Here is a 22871-nt window from a genome sequence, read left to right on the forward strand (position 1 = left end):
TAAAATGTCGCATAGAAATGTCAAATCTCGCTGGCTCTGAAAAAGAATGCGGCTGGTCTCAACGTGGCCGCGCTTCTCTCTGGGCAACCGCACAGTGCCACCGTATCAGGGGGTATGAGCTTTGAAGTTGTCCTGTCTTTCCTGACGCTCCCCCAAGTGATGATGGCCTTTGGCATCGCGCTCGTCGCGGGTTTCGTCAAAGGCGCGACCGGCTTTGCGATGCCCATGATCATGATTTCGGGGCTCGGGTCTTTCCTGTCGCCGGAGCTTGCGCTCGCGGGTCTGATCTTTTCGACCGTTGCCTCGAACGTCTGGCAATCGCTGCGCGGCGGCGTGGGGGAGGCCGTGGAGGCCTTTAAACTCTATCGTCTCTATATCGCCGCGCTGCTCGTGATGATTCTGCTGTCGGCGCAGCTTGTGGTCATCCTGCCGCAATCCGTGGTCTTTCTGACGCTCGGAATCATCGTTGTGTTGCTAGCGAGCTATCTCCTTATCGGCCGCGCGCTCCATATTCCTGACCACCATCGCGCCTATTATGACCTCGGTCTCGGGAGCATCTCTGGCGTCATTGGCGGTGTTGCGGGCATTTGGGGGCCGCTGACGGTCGCATATCTGACGGCGGTCGATACGCCGAAGAAGCTGCAGATCAAGATCACCGGCGTGATCTTTGGCATGGGTTCCCTGACACTCCTCATCGCGCATTTGCGATCCGGCGTGCTCAACGCCCAGACGATTCCCCTCTCTGTAGGTCTGATGGTCCCTGCTTTGTTCGGGATGTTGCTGGGGAACTTGGTGCAGGACCGGCTCGATCAGAAGAAGTTCAAGCGCGCGACACTCTTTGTTCTGTTGATCGCGGGCGCGAACCTGATCCGTCGCGGCCTCGCCTGACGCTTTCGAACAATTCAATCGCCCAAAAGAAAACGCCCCGGTCGTGAAACCGAGGCGTTCTTTTTTTCTTAGAGAGAGCGCTTAGCCGATAGCTGCGGCTTTTACGTCTTCGTCGATGTAAGGCAGGTACTGTTCGAAGTTCTCTTTGAACATGCCGACGAGTTTCTCGGCCTGCGCATCGAAGGCGTCTTTGTCAGCCCAGGTGCGGCGCGGGTCGAGCAGAACGTCTGCAACGCCCGGCACGGATACCGGAACTTCGAAACCGAAGTTTTCGTCTTCGCGGAATTCGACCTCGGCCAGCGTGCCTTCGAGGGCAGCGTGCAGCAGGTTACGCGTTGCTTTGATCGGCATACGGGAACCGACGCCGAACGCACCACCGGTCCAACCGGTGTTCACTAGCCAGCAGGTCGCGCCGTGTTTCGCGATCTTCTCACGGAGCAGGTTGCCGTAGGCTTCCGGACGACGCGGCATGAACGGCGCGCCGAAGCAGGTGGAGAAGGTCGGGATCGGCTCGGTCACGCCAACTTCGGTGCCCGGGGTCTTCGAGGTGAAGCCGGAGAGGAAGTGGTACATGGCCTGCGCCGGGGTCAGACGTGCGATCGGAGGCAGAACGCCATACGCGTCACAGGTCAGCAGGATGATGTTTTTCGGGTGACCACCCATCGCGGTCGGCGATGCGTTGGAGATGTAGTGCAGCGGGTAAGCGCAGCGCATGTTCTCGGTCAGCGAGCTGTCTTGGAAGTCGAGCTCTTTGGTGTGCTCGTCAAAGACCATGTTTTCGATCACGGTGCCGAACATGGAGCAGGTCGCGTAGATCTCCGGCTCTGCTTCGGCAGAGAGGTTGATCGTCTTCGCGTAGCAGCCGCCTTCGAAGTTGAAGGTGCCTTTGTCGGACCAGCCGTGCTCGTCATCACCGATCAGAACGCGATCCGGGTCAGCGGACAGGGTGGTTTTACCCGTGCCGGAGAGACCGAAGAAGATCGCGGTGTCGACCGGGTTGCCCGGAGCGTGGTTCGCGGAGCAGTGCATCGCCATGATGCCTTTGCCCGGCAGGATGTAGTTGAGAAGGGTGAAGACGCCCTTTTTGTTCTCGCCTGCATATTCGGTGTTGCCGATGAGGATCAGCTTTTTCTCGAAGTTCAGCGCGACAACGGTCTCGGAACGGCAGCCGTGCTTCTCAGGGTCGGCCTTGAAGCTCGGGCAGTTGATGATCGTGAAGTCTGCGGTGAAATCGTCAAGCTCGGACAGCTCCGGACGACGCAGCATGGTGCGGATGAACAGGTTGTGCCAAGCAAGCTCGGACACGACGCGCACGTCGAGACGGTTGGCCGGATCGGCGCCGCCGTAAAGGTCCTGAACGTAGTAATCTTTGCCCTTCATGTGCTCGAGCATGTCAGCATAGAGCACATCGAATTTCGCGGGATCCATGGGCTTGTTGTTTTCCCACCAGATCGTGTCTTCCACATCCGGGGTGCGGACGACGAATTTGTCTTTCGGGGAACGGCCAGTGTGCTCACCCGTGCTCACGAGGAACGTGCCGCCCTGACCCAAGTTGCCTTCGTTGTTCTTCAGCGCGATCTCGATCAGCGCCGGCTCAAGAAGGTTGTAGTAGACCGTGCCAAGCCCAGTGATGCCTTGGGCTTCGAGTGTGAAATCCGGGTTCACGCGTCCGGTTGTCATATGCAAACTCCCTCGCCGCCTCTCTGGCGGCGTCTATGGATGTCGAAATTCTTTGCGCGAAAGGGCCAATCGCGGACGGGCGAGCTATGCGCCCGACGCATGTGCTATAGCATGCTGGCCAGCGGCGTAAACAGGACACAGGTCAAGGTTAGCGCAACCATCGGAGGGGTAGCGCAAACAAGGGGATTCGCGCCGAAAATCGGAGGAAATCAGAGGGATGCTCGAGCAAACCGTTCTGTGAATCTCCATTTGTTAAGAATTATTCACTTTTCGACGCTCTGATGGGATTGGCGATTCGCACTTTCTCTTGCGTTGCCTCCGTTAAACACGGATTATGCTTTGCAAAGCGAAAGAAGAGCAGCGCAAGGAAGCCGATCATGTCTCGTATCGCCTTGGTCGATGATGACCGGAACATCCTCACCTCAGTTTCGATGACTCTCGAAGCCGAGGGGTTCGAAGTTGAAACCTATAACGACGGTCAATCCGCACTCGATGCGTTTAACAAACGCATGCCGGATATGGCCGTGTTCGACATCAAGATGCCTCGTATGGACGGCATGGATCTTCTTCAACGTGTGCGACAGAAATCGAGCATGCCGGTGATTTTCCTCACGTCCAAAGATGACGAGATCGACGAGGTGCTCGGCCTTCGCATGGGGGCCGACGACTACGTCAAAAAGCCGTTCTCCCAGCGCCTGCTCGTAGAACGCATCCGTGTGCTCCTGCGACGCAAAGAGGCGATCGACGGCGCAGACGTTGTCGAAAGCGACGACACCAAGGTGATGGTGCGCGGTGAGCTTGAAATGGACCCGTTGCGCCACGCCGTGACGTGGAAAGGTCTGGATGTGACCCTGACCGTGACGGAATTCCTGCTGTTGCAGGCTCTTGCGCAGCGCCCGGGGTTCGTAAAGTCGCGTGACCAACTGATGGATGTGGCCTACGACGATCAGGTCTATGTCGATGACCGCACCATCGACAGCCACATCAAGCGCCTTCGCAAAAAGATGCGTACCGTCGACAAAGAGTTTAGCGCCATCGAAACCCTTTACGGGATCGGGTACCGGTACAACGAGGAATAATGGCCTTTCCCTCTAAACTGGGTAAGTCGCGCGCACGGCGCGGCAATCATCCTGAGGTCGTGCTCGGGGACGACTGGATTGCGCCACGCAATTCAGACGCTGAACTACGAGCCAAGCGTGAACGTCGCCGCGTCCTGGCGATGAAGCGCTCGCCGCTCGCGCGGAAGATCGTCACCTTCAACCTCGTCGCGATCATTCTGATGGTTGCGGGCATTCTCTACCTCAACCCCTTCCGCAACAGCCTCGTGACCCAACGCGAATCGGCCATGGTGACAGAGGCTGCGCTCGTGGCCGACCTCCTCGGGACGATTACGGGAGAGGACGGCGTTCTCGATCCTGTGGACGACGTTTCCTCGATCCTCAACGTGCTCGAACTGCCGCTGCGGGAACACGTTTACATCTATGATGTCACCGGTGAGTTGATCGCGTCCACCGAGGGCAGACCGCGTACGAACGGTGTGACGGTTTCCGGTTTGCGGTTCGAAGGGCGCTCTACGGTTCTTTCGGACTTTCTGAGCAAGGTCGGAACATTCCTGTCCTTTGGCGAAGACACCGCGCCTCTCCGCGCCTATGATCCGTCCGTCTCGCTTGCCGAGCTAGCGAAATCGGCGCTGTCGAACGAATTCCATGTCGAAACAATCGTGACCGAGGCCGGTTCGACCGTTTTCACCGTTGCGGCTCCCATTCTGGCGTCGGCAGATGTCGGGCTCGAGGGGGCAATAGGTGTCGTGGGCCTCATGTCCGGCGAGGGTGAGATTGACGCGCTCGTGCGTGTGGAGCGTGAGCAAATCCTGCAGGTCTTTGTCATCGCGATCCTCGTGTCTATCGGTTTGAGCCTTGTGCTTGCCTCCACGATTGCAAACCCGCTTTCCGATCTGGCTGCGGCGGCTGAAATCGGGCGCGACAAGAACAGCCGCACGATTTCTCCGGGCCGCGTGCGCATCCCCGACCTGACCGGCCGTCCGGACGAGATCGGCCGACTGTCCTCCGCGCTACAGGGTATGGTGTCTGCGCTCTATGACCGGATCGACGCAAACGAACAGTTCGCCGCCGACGTCGCGCATGAGATCAAGAACCCGCTGGCATCGCTGCGTTCTGCGGTCGGCTCTCTGCGTATGATCAAGAAAGAAGAGCAGCGGATGAAGCTTCTGGACATCATCGAGCACGATGTCCGTCGTCTCGATCGTCTGGTCTCTGACATTTCGAACGCCTCCCGCCTCGACAGTGAGTTGGTCAAAGACGACGAAGAAGAGTTCAACCTCATCAAGATGGTTGGCAATCTGATTGACTATCTCTCCATCGAGGCCAAGGAAAAGGGTGTCGATTTCGTTGCAGATCTGCCTGACAAACCGATCATCATTTCGGCGCTTGAGGCCCGTCTCGCACAGGTGATCGTGAACCTGATCTCGAATGCGATTTCGTTCTGCGAAGATGGCGATGCCATCCGCGTGTGGGTGCGCAAGCGTGATCACCGTGTTCTCATCGTCGTCGAAGACACCGGCCCGGGCATCCCGGACCAAGCCCTCGCGAAGATCTTCAAACGCTTCTACTCCGAACGCCCTGCCGGTCAGTTCGGAAACAACTCCGGCCTCGGTCTTGCGATCTCCAAACAGATCGTTGAGGCGCATGGCGGTGTGATCTGGGCGGAAAACATCCGACCTGCTGGGGCTGAGATCGGCTCTCCGCCGCTTGGCGCACGATTTGTTGTCGGACTCCCGATCTAATCGCCATGCCTCAGGATCAATCAGACGTGGGGCGGGGAAACGAAGGTGTGAACCTGCACGGGTCCTGTGTCGCGCTCGATGAAGACCGTGGCCTTCTGATCCTCGGCCCTTCCGGCAGCGGCAAATCGACGCTCTCGCTCACCCTGATGGCCTATGGGGCGCGGCTGGTGTCGGACGACCGCTGTGACCTCATCCGACGCGGCGAAACCGTCATAGCCTCTGCCCCCGCGCTCCTTTCCGGCATGATCGAGGCACGTGGCATCGGCCTGCTCTCGGCTGACCCGCTGCCAAAGGCGCGCATCATCGGTGTTGTTGACCTCTCTGAACCTGAGGAGGAGCGCTTGCCTCCCCTGCAGAAAACCGCTTTGATCGGTGTGACAGTGCCGCTCATGCGGCGGGTGGAGGGGCCGCAATTTGCCCCCGGACTGATCCAATGGCTCAAAGGAGGGCGTCGCGCGTGACCCCAGCTGACACGGCTCCGACCCCGGCGAAAAATCAGCGGATCGTGCTCGTTTCCGGCCCGTCTGGCGCGGGGCGCTCCACCGCGATCAATGTGCTCGAAGACCTCGGCTATGAAGTGATCGACAACCTGCCGATGACCTTCCTGCCGCGCCTGCTTGAAGGTGGGGCGCTGACTCGCCCGCTTGCCTTGGGTCTTGACGTCAGAAACCGCGATTTTTCCGTGAACGGCCTCATCGAAGTTATCGACGGCCTGACCGCCGATCCCGTGCATGACGTCGAACTCCTTTATCTCGATTGCCGCGCCGACGTGCTCGTCCAACGCTATTCCGAGACGCGCCGCCGTCACCCGCTTGCCCCCGCTGAAACGGCGCAGGATGGGGTGATCCGCGAAATGGACCTGCTGGTTCCCGTGCGGGCGCGCGCTGACATCCTGATCGACACGTCTGAAATGACGCCGCATCAGCTTCGTGAGGAAATCGAACACTGGTTCGCCCACGACAAAGAGGCCGACATGGCGCTCTCTGTGCACAGCTTCTCCTACAAACGGGGCATGCCGCGCGGCGTCGATATGGTGTTCGACGTGCGCTTTCTGGCCAATCCCTACTGGGACGAGTCCTTACGCGCCCTCAATGGTCAGGATGAACGGGTGCAAGCCTATGTCCAGAATGACCCGAGGTTCGAGGCCTTCTTTCAAAAGGTGCTGGAGTTGACGCTGCTGCTGCTTCCGGCCTACCAGCAAGAGGGAAAGAAACATTTTGCAATTGCCTTTGGCTGCACGGGCGGGCAACACAGGTCGGTGACATTGGCCGAGATTCTGTCCAAAGCCCTTGCGGAACATGAATGGCAGGTGTCAATAAGACACAGGGAACTTGAACGCCGCCGGAGCGGCTTGTGAACGGGGTATTCGCGTGATCGGAATCGTCATCGTCGCGCATGGTGGATTGGCCAAGGAATATCTGGCTGCCGTCGAACATGTCGTCGGCAAGCAAAGTGGCATTGAAGCGATCTCCATCGAGCCCGACCATGACCGGGCTGAAAAGCAACGCGAAATCTGCATGGCGGCGGATGACGTGGATACCGGCGACGGCGTCGTGGTCGTGACGGATATGTTTGGGGGAAGCCCGTCGAACCTGTCTCTGATGGCCTGTCATCATGATGACAGACGAATCGTTTACGGGGCCAACCTGCCGATGTTGATCAAGCTCGCCAAATCGCGCCACAAGACCGTTGCGGAAGCTGTCGGTCAGGCGCTCACGGCCGGGCGCAAATACATCGATAGTTTCGATGTGCTCGGGCATTGATGGCGGTTTAAAGATTTAAGATTGGGAAGAGGAATGGCGTCCGTGACACGCACGCATGAGATTGTGAACGTGAAGGGCCTGCACGCGCGGGCCTCCGCGAAATTTGTTGAGATGGTTGAATCCTATGACGCCGAGGCCGAGGTCGCCAAAGACGGCCTGAGCACGACCGGAGACAGCATTATGGGCCTGCTGATGTTGGCGGCGTCCAAAGGAACGACGATCGAGGTTTCCACAAGCGGTCCGCAGTCGGCGGAGCTCGCCGATGCACTGGAAGCCCTGATCAAAAATAAATTCGGCGAGGAAATGTAAAGTGTCGGAGAAGGACGAGATGATGGATCTCCACGCCCCGAAACCGGGCGATGAGGATTTCGTGCGATATGATGCACGGCGCTTGTCCTACGCAGGCACCTTTAGCGACCCGTCGAAGGTCGCGATCATCCGCTCTATCGAATGGGTCACCGGTAAACTGCCACTGCTCCGTCGCATCCGGCGTTTTGAAAAGTTGGGCACGCCTTTCGGGCAGCCGTTCTTCCGGCAGGCCCTTGATGTGATGGGCGTCTCCGTCGAAACGAGCGCTGATCAAGTTGCGAAAATCCCGCGCGAAGGCCCGCTCGTCGTGGTTGCCAACCACCCCCACGGTCTCGTGGACGGGTTGGTGATGGCAGAGCTCATCGGTCAGGTCCGCACGGATTACAAAATCCTCACCCGCTCTCTCCTGACCGGCGTGCGCGAGATCGATCACTTCATGCTGCCGGTGCCGTTCCCACACGAGGAAGACAGCCACCGCAAGTCGATCAAGATGCGCAACGAGGCGATGGAGACGCTCAAGCAGGGCGGCGTGATCATCCTCTTCCCCGCGGGCGCGGTGGCCGCGTCGAAAGACTGGTTCGGACCGGTGGTTGAAAAGCCGTGGAACCCCTTCACCGCGAAGATGGTGCTCAAGTCCGGTGCGACCGTTCTCCCGATCTACTTCCCGGGCCGCAACACGCGCCTCTACCAGATCGCGGACAAGATTTCGGATTCGATGCGTCAGGGTCTTTTGCTGCATGAAATTGCGCGGGCGATGGACAAACCGCAGTCACCGATCATCGGCGATCCTCTGACGCCTGACGATCTGGTGCCGTGGCAGTCGAAGACGCGCGAATTCATGGATTGGATGCGCACGCATACGCTCGCGCTTGGCGGTCGGACCGACTGACGGAAGGGCGGAGGTGCCCGACACTTTGCCCGACAAAAGTCCGACACTTGTCCGACGTTTTGCCGACAGCAAAAAAGGGCCGTTCGGCCCCTTTGTTTTTCTCTCGTTTGTCTGGAAATCAGCGCGTCGGAACCGGCGTTTCGCCACGGTAATCGTAGAACCCGCGCTGCGTTTTCCGACCGAGCCACCCGGCCTCAACGTATTTCGTGAGCAGAGGGCAGGGGCGGTATTTCGTATCCGCCAAACCGTCGTGCAGCACGTTCATAATCGCCAGACAGGTGTCCAACCCGATGAAGTCCGCAAGCTCCAGAGGCCCCATCGGATGGTTCGCCCCGAGCTTCATGGATTCGTCGATGGACTTGACCGAACCGACACCCTCATAAAGCGTATAGACCGCTTCGTTGATCATCGGCATCAGAATGCGGTTCACGATGAATGCGGGGAAATCTTCGGCGGAAGCTGCTGTTTTTCCAAGAGATTCCACAACGCCAAGAAGCGTCTTGAAGGTCTCTTCGTCCGTCGCAATCCCGCGGATCAGTTCCACGAGCTGCATAACCGGCACAGGGTTCATAAAGTGGAAACCCATGAATTTTTCCGGACGATCCGTGCGGGACGCAAGGCGTGTGATCGAGATCGACGAGGTGTTCGACGTCAGAATCGTCTCGGGCTTGAGGTGCGGCAAAAGACGTTCAAAAATCGCGTTTTTGACATCCTCACGCTCGGTCGCCGCCTCGATGATGAGGTCGGTGTCGCCGAGAACGCTGAGTTCCTGTGTCGTCGAAATCCGTGCGAGGGCGGCGTCCATCTGTTCCTGCGAAATCTTCCCGCGCGACAGTTGACGATCCAGATTGCGCGTCACCGTCGCAATCCCCTTGTCGAGCGCCTCTTGCGAAATGTCATTCAAAACAACATCATAGTCAGCCAAGGCAAAGACATGCGCAATCCCGTTGCCCATCTGACCAGCGCCGACCACGCCCACCTTATTGATGCTCATCCAATCGTCTCCTTGGCTGAATTTGCCAGACTTTACGCCGCGTGTCCCACGGGGTTCAAGAGTGCATGCCATACCGCTAACAGTAAAAATTCGTGACGAATTCGTGTTTTAGCGTTTTAGCAACCTATCTGTGCGACCTTGCGCCCCATCTGAGAGTCTAATCAGCGGGTGGTCACATGGGATATCAAAATCGCGAGGCGGAGGCGCACGCACGCGCAGTTTCTCGGTCCATTGCCTCAAATCCCCGCACTGATGCCGCCCCCAAGGCCCCTTCGGTGCGCGATATCGCCTTGATTGGGTTTGAGAGACTCGTGGGGCAACATATTCAAGCGGCCATCGAAGAGACTTTCCCCAAAAAGAGCGCGGTTCGCGTCACATTCGGCGAGATGGGCATCGAGGCGCTTCTCCATGACCCGGCTACGCTAGAACGCTGCCGAAAGGCGAACCTGACGGTGCTACAAATTCCGGCTGCGTCGACTATTTCCAACCGGTTCTACACTGTGGTCCGTGCTGACCCGTACCGCATCATTCGCCCGTCTTCCCTCTTGCAGACAATTTATAACGGGGTCGATTTCAGCGGGGTGCGCACGACGGATGAGCTTTTGTCTCTCCTGCACGCGAAAGGGCCGGACAAGTTCGATGTTGTGCGGAACGAACTCCGCGATGCGTGGATCGCACGGATGCGTTCTGTGGCCACAGAGTTGCGCGGGAAGTTGGTGCTGGTCGCGCTCCCCAATCATTCGCTTGATGATGCCGCCGCCTGTGATGCGCTCGGCAATGAGCCGCTCTTCGTGACCCGTGCGATGCTTGCGGGGCTGAAATCTCTCGTGAAAGATGTGCTTGAGATGGAGATCGTTTCGGGTGATCTACTCTCATCCGCTGTGGTCGATGAATTGGCTGAGGCCATCAATAAAGTTATTTAATATCAATTACATAAATAAAAAGGCCCGCCGAAATCAGCGGGCCTTCTAACCTTAATCCGTTCGCCTCAGAGCTTTTCAGTGAGTTCCGGAACGGCGTCGAAAAGGTCTGCGACGAGGCCGAAGTCTGCGACCTGGAAGATCGGGGCTTCTTCGTCCTTGTTGATCGCGACGATGACTTTGGAGTCCTTCATGCCGGCGAGGTGCTGGATCGCACCAGAGATGCCGCAGGCGATGTAGAGCTCGGGGGCCACGACCTTGCCGGTTTGACCGACCTGCCAGTCGTTCGGAGCAAAGCCGGAGTCGACAGCGGCGCGGGATGCACCGACGGCAGCACCGAGTTTGTCTGCGAGCGCTTCGATGATCGAGAAGCTTTCCTCGGAGCCAACACCACGGCCGCCAGACACGACGATCTTCGCTGAGGTGAGCTCCGGACGATCGCTCTCGGCCACTTTGTCTTCCACAAAAGAGGACAGACCTTTGTCACCGGCGCCAGCGGCGGCTTCGACAGATGCAGAGCCGGACAGGCCAGCCGCGTCAAAGGTCGAGGTGCGGAAGGTGATGACCTTCGTCGCGTCGCCGGATTTCACGGTCTGAATGGCGTTGCCGGCGTAGACCGGACGTTTGAACGTGTCGGCGTCGACAACCTCGATCACCTCGGACAGCACCATCACGTCGAGCAGAGCAGCAACGCGCGGCAGGACGTTTTTGCCGGTCGTGGTCGCAGGCGCGATGATGTGGGAATAGTCACCGGCGAGCGAGACGATCAGGTCCGCGAGGTTTTCGGCGAGACCGTTGGCATAGGCAGCGTCATCGGCGACCAGAACCTTGGACACACCGTCGATTTTCGCAGCTTCGTCAGCGGCGGATGACGGACCACACACGAGCACAGTCACATCGCCGAGCTTGGCTCCAGCGGTCGCAGCCTTGGCGGTAGCATCAACTGCGAGCGCACCGCCCGCGACTTCAGCGAGAAGCAGAACAGCCATCAGACCAGACCTCCCTCTTTGAGTTTCGCAACGAGTTCATCGACGGAGCCGACCTTGATACCGGCTTCGCGGCCAGCGGGCTCTTCAGTGGTGACAACGGTCAGACGCGGGGCGGTATCGACGCCGTAGTCAGCAGCTGTTTTTTCATCGAGCGGCTTTTTCTTCGCCTTCATGATGTTCGGCAGCGACGCATAACGCGGCTCGTTGAGGCGCAGGTCGGTGGTCACGATGGCCGGAAGGGACACGGAAATGGTCTGGAGACCACCGTCCACTTCGCGGGTCACGACAGCTTTTCCGTCTTCGATTTTGACCTCGGACGCAAAGGTCGCCTGACCCCAGCCGAGAAGCGCCGCGAGCATCTGGCCCGTCGCGTTCATGTCGTTGTCGATGGCCTGTTTGCCGAGGATCACCAGTTCCGGGGATTCCTCTTCAACAACCTTTGCGAGGATCTTCGCAACTGCGAGCGGCTCGATATCGACGCCTTGGTCCTCGGTCACGAGGATGCCGCGGTCCGCACCCATAGCAAGCGCGTTGCGGATCGTGTCCGTGGCCTTCTTTTCGCCGATGGATACGACGACCACTTCAGATGCCACACCGGCTTCTTTCAGGCGAATGGCCTCTTCAACCGCGATCTCGTCGAACGGGTTCATCGACATTTTGACGTTTGCCAGATCAACGCCAGACCCATCGGCCTGAACCTTCACTTTGACGTTGTAGTCAATCACCCGTTTCACGGGCACCAATACTTTCATAGGTAAACTCCCTATTTTTGCGTCCCCGAGCGGGGTGCTAAAAGCTCTCCGGCAATTTTCTTACCCGTTTGCGGGCGCAGAAGACACCCCCAAATCGCGCGACTTTGGTCCAAAGACGTCACGTTTCGCGGAACAATTGCCGCAGGGTCAGGGGTGTTTCGAGGAAATCACCAATTCGAGCAGTTCGGCGGCTTTCAGGAGAACGGTTTGTTCCTCGCCATTTGCGTCCATTCCAAGCCGAAGAAAGTCATCGTAAAACTCGCGTCGTGCGAGGAAGGCGCTGACTTCCTCTGCATCTTTGGGGTTGGCCCACAGGTTGTCGCTCTCGATTTTGGGAGGCAATGTCTGATAGGGCGACGCGAATTGCCAAAGGATCCCCTGTGCGAGTTTTACGCGGGGAAGTGCATCGAGATGATCGAGCAAGGTTTTCATAGGCAAGCCAGCGTTCGAGAACATGCCGAAGACGGTGTAGAATTGGCCCTCGTCATAGAGATAATCGTCTTCGACGAATTTCCCTTCGATCACGCAATCCAGATAGGCAATGGCAAATTCGTGAAAGATTTCCTGATAGGGTTTAGGCCAGTCGGGGAAGAGCATGGAGGACTTGAGGCGAGAGAAAGTGCCTATGTTTCCAAAGAAACAAATCTCGCGCCCTTGAGCCAAAAGATCGAGAATGCGCGGCATGAGCCAAAAGAGGGCTGAGGCGTCATCTTTTGTGTTGTAGGCGGCGTCGTACCATTCCTCGATCTCTTCAAAGGTGAGTTTTTGTGGCGATCGTGAAAGAATACTGGCTTCTGTATCTGGCGGCATGCAGCAAGAGGTGCAGACGCCGAGGTCGGCGGGGGGGGCGGCTGTGGAAGACGCCGTATGCACGCTCGACGATGTGTCGTAAGTCTTCGCTCAGATAGGCCCGCTCTTGCCCCGGCATTTTCGATCTACCGATTTGCGCCGGGAACCCAAAGAACATCGTCCTTACCGTCGTTATTCGCCATCCGTGCGGCGCAGAAAAGCCAGTCGGAGAGGCGGTTCAGGTATCTGATTGCGGCAGGATTCGCGTCTCCGTTTTCCTCGGCGGAAAGCTCGACTGCGAGGCGCTCTGCGCGGCGGGCTACGGTGCGGGAAAGATGGAGCTGGGCTGCGAGCGGGGTGCCTGCGGGCAGGATGAAGCTCCGGAGCGGTTCGAGCACCGAGGTCATCGCGTCGATTTCGGTTTCCAATCGCTGAACCTGCTCAGAAACGGTGCGCAGGACCGGATAGCCAGCCTCATCATCTTTGTCGAGGTTCGGACGGGAGAGGTCTGCGCCGAGGTCAAACAGGTCGTTCTGGATACGGGCGAGCGCGTCATCTGTCGCGCCCTCTGCGTGGAGCCGTGCAATGCCGAGAGTCGCGTTCAGTTCATCCACTGTGCCGTAAGCGTTGACGCGCGTCGCATGTTTCGGCGCGCGCGACATGTCGCTCAGAGAGGTCTCGCCCGTGTCGCCGGTGCGGGTGTAAATCTTGTTCAACACGACCATCGGGTTAGCCTCCTTTGGTGATGGCGACGAGAATGACCACGAGGATCACGACGCCCAATTGCGCGAGAATGCGGGCCTGCATGAGTTTGTTGGAACGCTTCGCGCCTTCCATGCCACCGCGGCCGAATTGGCTAAGGCCAAGCGCGAGTATGACGAGAACGACGAGGCAGCCTGCGCCGATGAGATAGAGGAATGATTCAGACATGATCTGACCCTTGTTCTGTCGCGCGAGAGCGCTGTTGGCGGTTCAGATAGCGCGTTTGGGTCGTTTTCCCAAGTCACGAAATCGACGCAGTCAGCCTTTGGACATCATCCATTCTGTGGCGCGCGGCGGAAGAAAACGAAGGGCGAGGGACGAAAAGGTCGTGACCTTCGTGACGTGATAGCGGGCCTTGGGGCGAGGGGATTCGAGGGCGCGCATGAGTTTCTCGGTGACGGCATCGCATTGGAGTTCGAACGCGTCGGGGGCCTTGTCGGTGGCGTATAGGCGCGAGACGAGTTTGCTATATCTCTGCGACTGATCGCTTTTCTCCCAGTCGATCCATTTGTCGAATTGTTTGCGAGAGTTGAGGCGGAAATCCGTGGCGATGGGGCCGGGTTCGATCAAGGACACGCCGATGCCGGAGTCTTTCAGCTCAAGACGCATGGCGGTCGTGAGGGCTTCGAGCGCGTGTTTCGTTGCTGAATACGAGCCGCGGAATTTGGTCGTGATGAACCCCAGAACAGAAGAGCATTGGACAATCCGGCCATGTCCCTGTTTGCGCATCACCTTGATTGCGCGCTGTGACAGGTCGTGCCAACCGAAGAGGTTTGCCTCGAAGTTCTGGCGGAGTGCGTTCACCGGTAGGTCTTCTATCAGGGCAGGGATCGCGTAGGCGCCGTTGTTGAAAAGAGCGTCGAGCGTGCCGCCGGTTCGTATCATGATGTCTGTCCAGGCGGCCTCAATTGAGGCGGGGTCTTCATAGTCGAGGCGCAGACTCTCCAATCCTTCTGCCTGCAGGCGCGCAACGTCTTCTTCGCGGCGGCAGGTCGCAAACACGCGCCAGCCCTCCGCTTTGAGGTGACGGGCTGCGTGAAGGCCGATGCCGGAGGAGCAGCCGGTGATCAGAATGGAGCGCATGAAAAAGCCTTTCCCGAAGTCTCGGGAAAGGCTTAGCGCAGGATCGGCGACGAGGGAAACGCCTATCTTACGAAAGTTATTCGTCAGGAGAGGTCAGGAAGCGGGCGGCCATAAACCCCTCGACACCGTCGCCTTCGACAAGAATTTTGACCCAGCCGTTTTCAACAGGAGAAACAATCTGAACGATGTCCGCGCGGCTGACCTGTCCCATCACTTCGAAGTTTGTCGACGGGCCGGAGCGGACGTTGACGCGCGATGCGGTCACTTCACGCAGGTCTGCCGTGTCTTTCTCTGCAGTGGTCGGAGTGACTTTTTGAATCGGCGCAGGCATTGCGACATTCGTCACATTCAAAGGTTTGCCCGACAGCGCTGCTGCAAGTTTCTCAGGATGAGAGACGCGCGTTGTCGAGACTTGCGGCGGCGTCACTTTCGCACTCGCGAGGTGGACCAACGGGCTTTGCAGCGCGTCACGTTTCGTCGGGGTAACCGCCTCTTTCGCGGCGATTTCTGCGAGCGTGGGCACATAGGCTCCCTGACGCTTCTGTTCCGTTGCGAAGGAATCGGAGAGCACCGCTATAATTTGTGTCTGGAGTGGAGTTTGCTCGGCGCGACGTGCGTCGAGTGCGGCCTGTTCCTCCGCGGTCAGGTCAGTCCCGAAGGTCATCAGGCCTGCCCACAAACCCGCCAATGTCATCACTGTTAAACGCAGCATCTGAAATGCCCCCACCAAATCTATCATTTTCATCATAGTCGTGAAGCCAACGCCGCGAATGGGGAAAAGTTCCGCAGTTTTCCACCTCATTGACAGGACCGACAGGCCGCAAAGCCAGATGCGCTTGCCGGAGGGAATGAGCGCGGGTATTCATCTTTGTCATGAGCAGTGATTTGACCCAAGATCCCGAAAACGACGGCGCTCCTCTCGGAGAAAGCTCGGAACCATTGCGCCGCGCGATTGGCGAGCGTTATCTCCAGTATGCGCTGTCCACGATTATGCACCGCGCGCTTCCGGATGCCCGTGACGGTCTGAAGCCCGTGCACCGGCGAATCCTCTTTGCGATGCGCGAACTTCGCCTGTCTTCCAACGGCGGTTTCCGGAAGTCCGCGAAGATTTCTGGCGACGTAATGGGAAACTATCACCCGCATGGCGACGCGGCGATTTATGACGCGATGGCGCGTCTGGCGCAGGACTTTAACGTCCGCTACCCGCTTGTCGATGGTCAGGGGAACTTCGGCAACATCGACGGGGATAACCCCGCTGCGTCGCGTTATACAGAAGCGCGGATGACGATTGCGGCGGAGGCTCTGCTCGAAGGTCTCAACGAGGACGCGGTCGATTACCGTGATAACTACGACGGCACGCTCCGCGAGCCGGAGGTGTTGCCCGCCGCTTTCCCGAATCTTCTTGCGAACGGGTCCTCGGGGATCGCTGTCGGTATGGCGACGAACATCCCGCCGCACAACATTGCGGAACTGATCGACGCGTCGCTGCACATGATCAAGACGCCGGATGTCCGTGACGACACCCTGCTCAACTACGTCAAAGGTCCGGACTTCCCGACCGGCGGCGTCATAGTCGAGCCGCGCGAGAGCATGATGAAAACCTACGCCACGGGGCGGGGGTCTTTCCGTCTCCGCGCGAAGTGGGAGGTCGAGGACCTCGGGCGCGGGCAGTGGCAAGTTGTGGTCACGGAGATTCCGTATCAGGTCCAGAAATCGAAGCTGATCGAGAAGCTCGCGGAACTGATCCAGACGAAGAAAGTGCCGATCCTCGGGGATGTGCGCGACGAGAGCGCCGAAGATATTCGCGTGATTCTCGAGCCGAAGTCGAAGAACGTGGATCCGGACGTTCTCATGAACACGCTCTTCAGGAACTCCGATCTGGAGACGCGGTTTTCACTCAACATGAACGTACTTATTGACGGTCGGACGCCGAAGGTTTGTTCGCTCAAAGAGGTTCTGCGCGCATGGCTCGATCACCGTCGTGTGGTTCTGCAGCGTCGGAGCCAGCACCGTCTCGAAAAGATCGACCACCGTCTCGAGGTCTTGGAAGGTTTCATCATTGCCTTCCTCAACCTCGACCGCGTGATCGACATCATCCGCTACGACGACGATCCCAAGGCGGCCTTGATGGCCGAGGTCTGGGGCCGCGACTTCGCGCGGGCTATGTCCGAAGCCGACTATGTGAGCCCGCTGCCTGCACCGGAAGGGCAAGGCGAACTCACCGAGGTTCAGGCCGAAGCGATCCTCAACATGCGCCTGCGCAGCTTGCGCCGCCTCGAAGAGATCGAGTTGGTGAAAGAACGTGACGCGCTCCTCGCTGAAAAGGCTGGGATCGTTGAGCTGCTCGGGTCCGAGGACAAGCAATGGGACCGCATTTCGGAAGAACTCAAAGAGACCAAGAAGAAGTTCGGCAAAGATTATGAGCGCGGCCAGCGCCTCACACAGTTTGCCGATGCCGCCGAGGTTGAGGACGTGCCGCTCGAGGCCATGATTGAACGTGAGCCGATCACTGTGGTCTGTTCGCAGATGGGCTGGATCCGCGCAATGTCCGGCCATATCGACCTGACCCGTGAATTGAAGTTCAAAGACGGCGATGGTCCGCGCTTTATCTTCCATGCGGAGACGACGGATCGCCTGATCGTTATGGGCTCGAATGGACGGTTCTACATGCTGTCGACGGCGAACCTGCCGGGTGGTCGCGGAATGGGCGAGCCTGTGCGGCTCATGGTCGATCTCCCGAACGAGGTCGAGATTGTCGATATCTTCGCCCACGATCCGGAGGCGAAACTTGTGGTTGCGTCGAACGCAGGCAACGGGTTCCAGATCGCGGAGAAGGACGTCATTGCGCAGACCCGCACGGGTAAACAGGTTCTGAACGTCAAAGACGACGAGAAGGCCCTGATCGTCCACCGTGTCACGGGGGACCACGTCGCGATTGTCTCGCAGAACCGACGCTTCCTCGTGTTCCCGATCTCCGAACTTCCCGAGATGACACGCGGCAAAGGTGTGCGCTTGCAGAAATACAATCAGGCGCGTGGGGCGCAGGGGATGCTCGAACTTGATGGCGGTCTGTCTGATCTGACGACCTTCAACTGGGAAGAGGGTCTGAGCTGGACCATGGGCGGTGGCAACACCCGCACGGAGAAAGACCTGACTCCATGGCTCGGCAAACGTGCCGGTGTGGGCAAACAGCCTCCGCATGGCTTCCCGAGGAACAACAAGTTCACCTGATCAGATGTGTGAGGGCCGATGGCGCAGCTTTTGAGAACGGAGTTTGAAGGTCGCATCTGGCCGCTCCTGAAGCTGTCTCTCTGGACATCTGCCCTCACGGTCCTGACGCTCGGGTTCTACCGCTTCTGGATGAAAACACGGCTCCGGCGGCATTTCTGGTCGGCTGTGCGTCCGGCGGGAACGCCGCTCGAATATGTCGGGAAGGGCGTGGAGAAGTTTGCGGGATTTCTGATTGCACTCGTGATCCTCGCGTTCCTGATCGGAATCGTGGCGCTCGTCCTCGTCTATGCGTCCTTTGCGATTTTCAACGAAGAATACGAAGCCTACATTGTCGCGGCTCTCATCGCTTTGCCTCTGATCTATTTTGCGGCCTATCGGGCCAAGCGCTATGTCTACGCGCGCACCCGCTGGCGCGGTATTCGGTTTGGGTTGGAACCCGCCGCCGCCAAGTATGCGCTGCACGCGATGGGGCATCTATTTCTGACGCTCGTCACGCTCGGCCTTCTCTGGCCGCGGATGACATTCAAGCTCGAAAAATTCCGCACAGACCGGACGTTTTTCGGGGATCAGAGGATGCATCAGGGCGGAAAGTGGACAGGGCTCTTGAAGTCATTCCTTCCGACATTGATCTGCGTTTGGGTGTCGGCGGCTTTGGTGGGCTACATGCTTTTGAGGGAGATCGCGAACTCCTGGTATGACGAATTGGCGCTGCTTCCGCTCATTATCCTCCTCGTCTGTGTTGGTCTGTTTTTTTACACCCGCTATCGCATCGTTGCAGTGCGGTATTTAGCTAATCATAAATCGGCAGGCGGTGTCGGAATTATCTCTACGCTGTCTTTCCCGCGTGTGCTCTGGATTACGCTCGCGGGATACACGTTTACCAACCTTCTCACTGTCTTATCCGCGTTCGTATTGGGTGCCATTCTGTCCGGGCTTCTCATCCTGTTTTATCCTGCGCTCACTGACTTGGGCATCTTTGCTGCGGCGGGTCTATCCGACGGTCTGGATGTAGCCGGGTCGGACTTGCCTTCTGCGGAAGTCACGCTCTTCATCTCGATTTTCCTCTACATGGCAACGCTCCTCTTTTTCTCCGTGTTCCGTCAAACCTTTGTCCTCTTTCCGATCTGGAGGCATTACGCCTCCACGCTTTCACTCACGGGTGGCGAGCATTTCGCGCACATTCGTCAGCGGGAGAGAGACGAGGCAGGGCAGGCTGAGGGCATGGCAGAGGCCTTTGATCTCGGAGCGGCGATATGAGCGTGTCGGGCCCCTGGACGGCGCAACCCGAGGGGGTGCCGTGCGATTTTCATGATGGCATGACAGCCGAACGGCACGAGGTATTTGCGCGGGTGCAGGTCGCCGAAAATGAGTTGATCCTGACCCGTGCTGACGCAGAGGATGTTCGGTGGAGATTGGAAGACCTGCGATATGTCGAGGGGCAATCGCGACTTCGCTCTGGCAAACAGCCCTTCGGTGTCTTTACTGCGACGCGGGCGCCGCTCGCGCGCCTCTATGTTACAGACCGGGATCTGCTTCAGCACCTCACGTCAAAAGCTTGGAAACTGACCGAGCGCCCTCCAGTTTCCGGCAGATCGCGCCTTCTGGCGTTGGTCGCGGGGGCAGTTGTGTCGATTGCTTTGATCATCTTCTTGCTGATCCCCGTCGTGTCAGATCAGCTTGCGCGTTTGCTTCCTTTCGAGGGAGAGCGCGCGCTGGGCGACAAAACTTACGAACAAATCCGCACGAGTTTTGGCGAGGGGTTTTGGGTGGTGCCCGAATGCGGTGCGCCAGAGGGGCAGATTGCGCTAGAGCAAATGGCGGAGAAGCTTCTCGCGGCGTCCGATCTCGAACCTGATGATGTGACGCTCACGGTGCTGGACCTTGAGATGATCAACGCCTTTGCGCTCCCGGGAGGGCGGATCGTCGTCATGAACGGTCTTATTGATGCTGCCGAGAGCCCCGACGAAGTCGCGGCTGTCATCGCCCATGAGATCGGCCACGTTGTGCATCGCGACCCAACGCGGCATGCGCTTCGCAGCGTGGGCACGTTTGGCGTGTTGTCTCTCGTCTTCGGTGATTTCTCAGGCGGAATGCTCGTGCTTATGGGGGTCAATCAACTGGTGAACGCGCAATACAGTCAGAGTGCGGAAAGCGCGGCTGATGCCTTCGCGCATGACATCTTGCCTGAAGCTGGGGTGTCGCCTGGGGCGATGGCGCCGTTTTTTGCGCGACTGAAAGAAGCGTTCGGGGATGTCGACGGGATGGCGTCCCACCTCGCATCCCACCCGAAGCTCGGTGATCGTGTCGATCGGGCGGAGGCTGCGGCCCTCGGCTATGACGGTCCGAGTGTGCCGATTCTCACGGATGCCGCATGGGCGGATCTCCGCGAAATCTGCGACGATTCCTGGTGGGGTGCGGAAGACGTTGCGGACTAAGACCTTTCCCGCTACCTCTTGTCGAACGTCTTAGAGGAGGTTCTCTGTGTTTATGTCTATCCGTCGCGCTTTCATGGGCTTTTCGCTGCTGGCTTTGGTCGCTTGCGCAGATGCGGAGCAAATTACGACAGAAACACCACTGGTCGATCTCGGGGATTTTGCCCTTGGCCATAACATCGTGATCGCGAAGGACGTGCAAAAGGCGCCGTTTTCACGCAACGCAACCGAGGCGGAAATCGAAGAGGCGCTCGCAGCAGCGATGCAGGCGCGCCTCGGTCGATACGACGGCGAAAAACTCTACCACATCGGGATCAAGGTGGATGCTTACGGGCTTGCAGCGCCCGGAGTTCCTGTTCTCTTCACGCCGAAATCCGTACTCGTTCTGGCGGTCAATATCTGGGACGATTCGCAGGAATTGAAACTCACCGAGAAACCGAAGATTTTGACCGTCTTCGAGAGTGTTTCCGGGGACACATTGGTCGGCTCGGGCCTCACGCGGTCAAGAGAGGAACAGCTTGATATTCTTACGCGAAATGCCGCCCTCAAGATTGAGCGTTGGCTGCAGGAAAATGGTCAGTGGTTCGGTGTTGAACCTATCGCCGCAGAAATGACCGATGCCGAGGAAGCAAAGGCCGCGCTCGACGTTCTTGCACCGGATGCGATTTCAGAGAACACAAATAGCAACTGATGCTTGATTTTCCTCTCCAGAGCCAATAACTAGCCCGCGATGTTAATTCCGGGCCGAGAGCTGGCCCCTTCAAACCAAGAGGCGCCTCGATATGGCTAAAGGTAAGTTTGAACGTAACAAACCGCACGTCAACATCGGCACGATCGGCCACGTTGACCACGGCAAAACGACTCTGACTGCAGCGATCACCAAGTACTTTGGTGACTTCAAAGCGTACGACCAGATTGACGGTGCGCCGGAAGAGAAAGCTCGCGGCATCACGATCTCGACGGCTCACGTTGAGTACGAGACCGAGAACCGTCACTACGCACACGTTGACTGCCCGGGTCACGCTGACTACGTGAAAAACATGATCACCGGTGCTGCCCAGATGGACGGCGGTATCCTGGTTGTGAACGCAGCAGACGGCCCGATGCCGCAGACCCGTGAGCACATCCTGCTTGCGCGTCAGGTTGGCGTTCCGGCTCTCGTCGTGTTCATGAACAAAGTTGACCAGGTTGACGACGAAGAGCTTCTCGAGCTCGTCGAAATGGAAATCCGTGAGCTTCTGTCCGAGTACGACTTCCCGGGCGACGATATTCCGATCATCGCAGGTTCCGCTCTGGCCGCTATGGAAGGCCGCGATCCGGAAATCGGCGAAGAGAAGATCAAAGAACTGATGGCTGCAGTGGACGATTACATCCCTGAGCCTGAGCGTGCGATCGACCAGCCGTTCCTGATGCCGATCGAAGACGTGTTCTCGATCTCCGGTCGTGGTACCGTTGTGACCGGTCGTGTTGAGCGCGGCGTGATCAACGTAGGTGACGAGATCGAAATCGTTGGTATCCACGACACGAAGAAAACCACCTGTACCGGTGTTGAAATGTTCCGCAAACTGCTTGACCGCGGTGAAGCTGGCGACAACATCGGCGCCCTGCTGCGCGGCGTTGACCGTGACGGCGTTGAGCGTGGTCAGGTTCTGTGTAAGCCGGGCTCCGTGAACCCGCACACCAAATTCGAGGCTGAGGTCTACATCCTCACCAAAGAAGAAGGTGGCCGTCACACCCCGTTCTTCGCGAACTACCGTCCGCAGTTCTACTTCCGTACGACGGACGTCACCGGTACCTGCATCCTGCCGGAAGGCACCGAGATGGTTATGCCTGGCGACAACCTGAAGCTCTCCGCTGAGCTGATTGCACCGATCGCCATGGAAGAAGGCCTCCGCTTCGCTATCCGCGAAGGCGGCCGCACCGTGGGTTCCGGCGTTGTCTCCAAAATCATCGAGTAATCTCTCGCTGATTTGAAAGTTAGAAAGGGCTCCACGAAAGTGGGGCCCTTTTTCGTTCTCCGCTCTTTGATATTGAGCGATGTGCCGGTAGGCTGGTGGCGTCTATTTTGCGAAAGTTATTATGCGCCTGAGCACACTCCTAATTGCCCTGCCGTTTGTCATTCTGCCGCCTGTGGCGCAGGCCAAGCCGCTTCTGCTCAACTCCGAAGACACATATGTCTCCGCCTGCATCGACGGATGGGAGACCCCAGAGCGATTGGTCCAGATCTGTGAGCTAGCGCTGGATGCCGCGGGCGCGAGCACCACGCAGCGGCTGAAAATCATGAACCAGTTGGCGTGGAGCTATGAGGATCTGGGGCAAGATGAGCGTGGCTGTGAGATCTATGACGAGATGCTGCTCATCGAGCCAAATTCGACGATGGGGCTCAATGGCCTCGGGTGGTGTGCTTGGTCCAAAGGCGAGTATGGCGAGGCCGCTGAGGCTTTCGAGCAGGCACTTTCCGTGATATTTCAAGCGGAATCACTAGCTGGGGCCGCGTCGAGCAAGTTTCGCGGGGGTAGGGTTGACTTCGAAGAGGCTTCCGAGGGGCTTGAAGCCGCGCATGCCGTAGATCCTGACTATATATGAC

The 22871-nt window shown here is 58.3% G+C and carries 24 protein-coding genes; 15 read left to right on the plus strand and 9 right to left on the minus strand.

What is annotated here, in order from left to right; all coding sequences use genetic code 11:
- Positions 1-114 precede the first annotated feature (114 nt).
- Positions 115-888, plus strand: a complete 774-nt coding sequence (locus tag LA304_RS02590; protein ID WP_224501568.1) for a sulfite exporter TauE/SafE family protein — start codon at positions 115-117, stop codon at positions 886-888.
- Between the two features lie 81 nt (positions 889-969).
- On the opposite strand, the gene LA304_RS02595 is transcribed toward LA304_RS02590, so the two are convergent.
- Positions 970-2568 carry a phosphoenolpyruvate carboxykinase gene (locus tag LA304_RS02595; RefSeq protein WP_224501569.1) on the minus strand — a complete coding sequence of 533 codons (1599 nt, stop codon included), beginning with the start codon at positions 2566-2568 and terminating at the stop codon, positions 970-972.
- Between the two features lie 377 nt (positions 2569-2945).
- Between LA304_RS02595 and LA304_RS02600 the strand changes: the two genes are divergently transcribed.
- Genes LA304_RS02600 through LA304_RS02630 form a run of 7 tightly spaced genes read left to right on the plus strand, consistent with a single transcriptional unit; the run spans position 2946 to position 8332 of the window.
- A complete protein-coding gene (locus tag LA304_RS02600; RefSeq protein WP_224501570.1) occupies positions 2946-3647 on the plus strand; it encodes a response regulator transcription factor in 702 nt (233 codons plus the stop codon).
- Complete coding sequence (locus LA304_RS02605; protein ID WP_224501571.1) at positions 3647-5371, plus strand: sensor histidine kinase; 1725 nt, start codon at positions 3647-3649, stop codon at positions 5369-5371. Before LA304_RS02600 ends, LA304_RS02605 begins: the two co-directional genes overlap by 1 nt.
- 5 nt (positions 5372-5376) lie before the next feature.
- On the plus strand, positions 5377-5832 hold the full coding sequence (locus LA304_RS02610; RefSeq protein ID WP_224501572.1) for an HPr kinase/phosphorylase: 456 nt from the start codon (positions 5377-5379) through the stop codon (positions 5830-5832).
- Entirely contained in the window at positions 5805-6728 is a 924-nt protein-coding gene (gene rapZ / locus LA304_RS02615) for an RNase adapter RapZ (RefSeq protein WP_224501573.1), read from the plus strand. Before LA304_RS02610 ends, rapZ begins: the two co-directional genes overlap by 28 nt.
- A 13-nt stretch (positions 6729-6741) precedes the next feature.
- A complete protein-coding gene (locus tag LA304_RS02620) occupies positions 6742-7134 on the plus strand; it encodes a PTS sugar transporter subunit IIA (RefSeq protein WP_224501574.1) in 393 nt (130 codons plus the stop codon).
- A 33-nt stretch (positions 7135-7167) separates the two neighbouring features.
- Positions 7168-7443, plus strand: a complete 276-nt coding sequence (locus LA304_RS02625; RefSeq protein ID WP_224501575.1) for an HPr family phosphocarrier protein — start codon at positions 7168-7170, stop codon at positions 7441-7443.
- Positions 7444-7465: 22 nt separating this feature from the next.
- Positions 7466-8332 carry a lysophospholipid acyltransferase family protein gene (locus tag LA304_RS02630; protein ID WP_224501576.1) on the plus strand — a complete coding sequence of 289 codons (867 nt, stop codon included), beginning with the start codon at positions 7466-7468 and terminating at the stop codon, positions 8330-8332.
- Positions 8333-8450: 118 nt separating this feature from the next.
- Here the strand turns inward: LA304_RS02630 and LA304_RS02635 are convergent, their stop codons facing one another.
- A complete protein-coding gene (locus LA304_RS02635) occupies positions 8451-9326 on the minus strand; it encodes a 3-hydroxybutyryl-CoA dehydrogenase (protein ID WP_224501577.1) in 876 nt (291 codons plus the stop codon).
- 176 nt (positions 9327-9502) lie between these two features.
- Here LA304_RS02635 and LA304_RS02640 point away from each other — a divergent pair, with 176 nt between their 5' ends.
- On the plus strand, positions 9503-10249 hold the full coding sequence (locus LA304_RS02640) for a DUF6473 family protein (RefSeq protein WP_224501578.1): 747 nt from the start codon (positions 9503-9505) through the stop codon (positions 10247-10249).
- A 65-nt stretch (positions 10250-10314) separates the two neighbouring features.
- On the opposite strand, the gene LA304_RS02645 is transcribed toward LA304_RS02640, so the two are convergent.
- From LA304_RS02645 to LA304_RS02675, 7 genes are all read right to left on the minus strand, one after another.
- Complete coding sequence (locus LA304_RS02645; RefSeq protein ID WP_224501579.1) at positions 10315-11235, minus strand: electron transfer flavoprotein subunit alpha/FixB family protein; 921 nt, start codon at positions 11233-11235, stop codon at positions 10315-10317.
- Positions 11235-11987, minus strand: coding sequence for an electron transfer flavoprotein subunit beta/FixA family protein (locus tag LA304_RS02650; RefSeq protein WP_224501580.1), 753 nt, complete (start codon positions 11985-11987; stop codon positions 11235-11237). Before LA304_RS02650 ends, LA304_RS02645 begins: the two co-directional genes overlap by 1 nt.
- A gap of 147 nt (positions 11988-12134) precedes the next feature.
- Complete coding sequence (locus LA304_RS02655; RefSeq protein ID WP_224501581.1) at positions 12135-12797, minus strand: hypothetical protein; 663 nt, start codon at positions 12795-12797, stop codon at positions 12135-12137.
- 125 nt (positions 12798-12922) lie between these two features.
- Entirely contained in the window at positions 12923-13501 is a 579-nt protein-coding gene (locus tag LA304_RS02660) for a cob(I)yrinic acid a,c-diamide adenosyltransferase (RefSeq protein WP_224501582.1), read from the minus strand.
- Between the two features lie 4 nt (positions 13502-13505).
- Positions 13506-13706 carry an HIG1 domain-containing protein gene (locus LA304_RS02665; RefSeq protein ID WP_224501583.1) on the minus strand — a complete coding sequence of 67 codons (201 nt, stop codon included), beginning with the start codon at positions 13704-13706 and terminating at the stop codon, positions 13506-13508.
- 90 nt (positions 13707-13796) lie between these two features.
- A complete protein-coding gene (locus LA304_RS02670) occupies positions 13797-14621 on the minus strand; it encodes an SDR family NAD(P)-dependent oxidoreductase (protein WP_224501584.1) in 825 nt (274 codons plus the stop codon).
- Positions 14622-14697: 76 nt separating this feature from the next.
- Positions 14698-15333: an SH3 domain-containing protein gene (locus LA304_RS02675; RefSeq protein WP_224501585.1), complete on the minus strand. Its 636-nt coding sequence runs from the start codon at positions 15331-15333 to the stop codon at positions 14698-14700.
- A 161-nt stretch (positions 15334-15494) separates the two neighbouring features.
- Here LA304_RS02675 and LA304_RS02680 point away from each other — a divergent pair, with 161 nt between their 5' ends.
- From LA304_RS02680 to LA304_RS02705, 6 genes are all read left to right on the plus strand, one after another.
- A complete protein-coding gene (locus LA304_RS02680; RefSeq protein WP_224501586.1) occupies positions 15495-17852 on the plus strand; it encodes a DNA topoisomerase IV subunit A in 2358 nt (785 codons plus the stop codon).
- Between the two features lie 18 nt (positions 17853-17870).
- Positions 17871-19109: a DUF898 domain-containing protein gene (locus tag LA304_RS02685; RefSeq protein ID WP_224501587.1), complete on the plus strand. Its 1239-nt coding sequence runs from the start codon at positions 17871-17873 to the stop codon at positions 19107-19109.
- Between the two features lie 59 nt (positions 19110-19168).
- Positions 19169-20287: a M48 family metallopeptidase gene (locus tag LA304_RS02690; protein ID WP_224501588.1), complete on the plus strand. Its 1119-nt coding sequence runs from the start codon at positions 19169-19171 to the stop codon at positions 20285-20287.
- Between the two features lie 52 nt (positions 20288-20339).
- Entirely contained in the window at positions 20340-20975 is a 636-nt protein-coding gene (locus LA304_RS02695; protein ID WP_224501589.1) for a hypothetical protein, read from the plus strand.
- A gap of 91 nt (positions 20976-21066) precedes the next feature.
- Positions 21067-22242, plus strand: a complete 1176-nt coding sequence (gene tuf / locus LA304_RS02700; RefSeq protein WP_224501590.1) for an elongation factor Tu — start codon at positions 21067-21069, stop codon at positions 22240-22242.
- A gap of 121 nt (positions 22243-22363) precedes the next feature.
- The gene (locus LA304_RS02705; RefSeq protein WP_224501591.1) at positions 22364-22870 is read left to right on the plus strand and encodes a tetratricopeptide repeat protein; all 507 of its coding nucleotides are present in this window, start codon (positions 22364-22366) and stop codon (positions 22868-22870) included.
- Position 22871 lies beyond the last annotated feature (1 nt).

This window comes from Celeribacter litoreus (genome assembly GCF_020165855.1).
Classification (GTDB): Bacteria; Pseudomonadota; Alphaproteobacteria; order Rhodobacterales; family Rhodobacteraceae; genus Celeribacter; species Celeribacter litoreus.

What these genes read in the sequence shown, in the direction of transcription:
- LA304_RS02590 (WP_224501568.1), top strand. Translation starts at nt 115, where the DNA reads ATGAGCTTTGAAGTTGTCCTGTCTTTCCTGACGCTCCCCCAAGTGATG.
- LA304_RS02595 (WP_224501569.1), bottom strand. Translation starts at nt 2,568, where the DNA reads ATGACAACCGGACGCGTGAACCCGGATTTCACACTCGAAGCCCAAGGC.
- LA304_RS02600 (WP_224501570.1), top strand. Translation starts at nt 2,946, where the DNA reads ATGTCTCGTATCGCCTTGGTCGATGATGACCGGAACATCCTCACCTCA.
- LA304_RS02605 (WP_224501571.1), top strand. Translation starts at nt 3,647, where the DNA reads ATGGCCTTTCCCTCTAAACTGGGTAAGTCGCGCGCACGGCGCGGCAAT.
- LA304_RS02610 (WP_224501572.1), top strand. Translation starts at nt 5,377, where the DNA reads ATGCCTCAGGATCAATCAGACGTGGGGCGGGGAAACGAAGGTGTGAAC.
- rapZ (WP_224501573.1), top strand. Translation starts at nt 5,805, where the DNA reads ATGGCTCAAAGGAGGGCGTCGCGCGTGACCCCAGCTGACACGGCTCCG.
- LA304_RS02625 (WP_224501575.1), top strand. Translation starts at nt 7,168, where the DNA reads ATGGCGTCCGTGACACGCACGCATGAGATTGTGAACGTGAAGGGCCTG.
- LA304_RS02630 (WP_224501576.1), top strand. Translation starts at nt 7,466, where the DNA reads ATGGATCTCCACGCCCCGAAACCGGGCGATGAGGATTTCGTGCGATAT.
- LA304_RS02635 (WP_224501577.1), bottom strand. Translation starts at nt 9,326, where the DNA reads ATGAGCATCAATAAGGTGGGCGTGGTCGGCGCTGGTCAGATGGGCAAC.
- LA304_RS02640 (WP_224501578.1), top strand. Translation starts at nt 9,503, where the DNA reads ATGGGATATCAAAATCGCGAGGCGGAGGCGCACGCACGCGCAGTTTCT.
- LA304_RS02645 (WP_224501579.1), bottom strand. Translation starts at nt 11,235, where the DNA reads ATGGCTGTTCTGCTTCTCGCTGAAGTCGCGGGCGGTGCGCTCGCAGTT.
- LA304_RS02650 (WP_224501580.1), bottom strand. Translation starts at nt 11,987, where the DNA reads ATGAAAGTATTGGTGCCCGTGAAACGGGTGATTGACTACAACGTCAAA.
- LA304_RS02655 (WP_224501581.1), bottom strand. Translation starts at nt 12,797, where the DNA reads ATGCCGCCAGATACAGAAGCCAGTATTCTTTCACGATCGCCACAAAAA.
- LA304_RS02660 (WP_224501582.1), bottom strand. Translation starts at nt 13,501, where the DNA reads ATGGTCGTGTTGAACAAGATTTACACCCGCACCGGCGACACGGGCGAG.
- LA304_RS02665 (WP_224501583.1), bottom strand. Translation starts at nt 13,706, where the DNA reads ATGTCTGAATCATTCCTCTATCTCATCGGCGCAGGCTGCCTCGTCGTT.
- LA304_RS02670 (WP_224501584.1), bottom strand. Translation starts at nt 14,621, where the DNA reads ATGCGCTCCATTCTGATCACCGGCTGCTCCTCCGGCATCGGCCTTCAC.
- LA304_RS02675 (WP_224501585.1), bottom strand. Translation starts at nt 15,333, where the DNA reads ATGCTGCGTTTAACAGTGATGACATTGGCGGGTTTGTGGGCAGGCCTG.
- LA304_RS02680 (WP_224501586.1), top strand. Translation starts at nt 15,495, where the DNA reads ATGAGCAGTGATTTGACCCAAGATCCCGAAAACGACGGCGCTCCTCTC.
- LA304_RS02685 (WP_224501587.1), top strand. Translation starts at nt 17,871, where the DNA reads ATGGCGCAGCTTTTGAGAACGGAGTTTGAAGGTCGCATCTGGCCGCTC.
- LA304_RS02690 (WP_224501588.1), top strand. Translation starts at nt 19,169, where the DNA reads ATGACAGCCGAACGGCACGAGGTATTTGCGCGGGTGCAGGTCGCCGAA.
- LA304_RS02695 (WP_224501589.1), top strand. Translation starts at nt 20,340, where the DNA reads ATGTCTATCCGTCGCGCTTTCATGGGCTTTTCGCTGCTGGCTTTGGTC.
- tuf (WP_224501590.1), top strand. Translation starts at nt 21,067, where the DNA reads ATGGCTAAAGGTAAGTTTGAACGTAACAAACCGCACGTCAACATCGGC.
- LA304_RS02705 (WP_224501591.1), top strand. Translation starts at nt 22,364, where the DNA reads ATGCGCCTGAGCACACTCCTAATTGCCCTGCCGTTTGTCATTCTGCCG.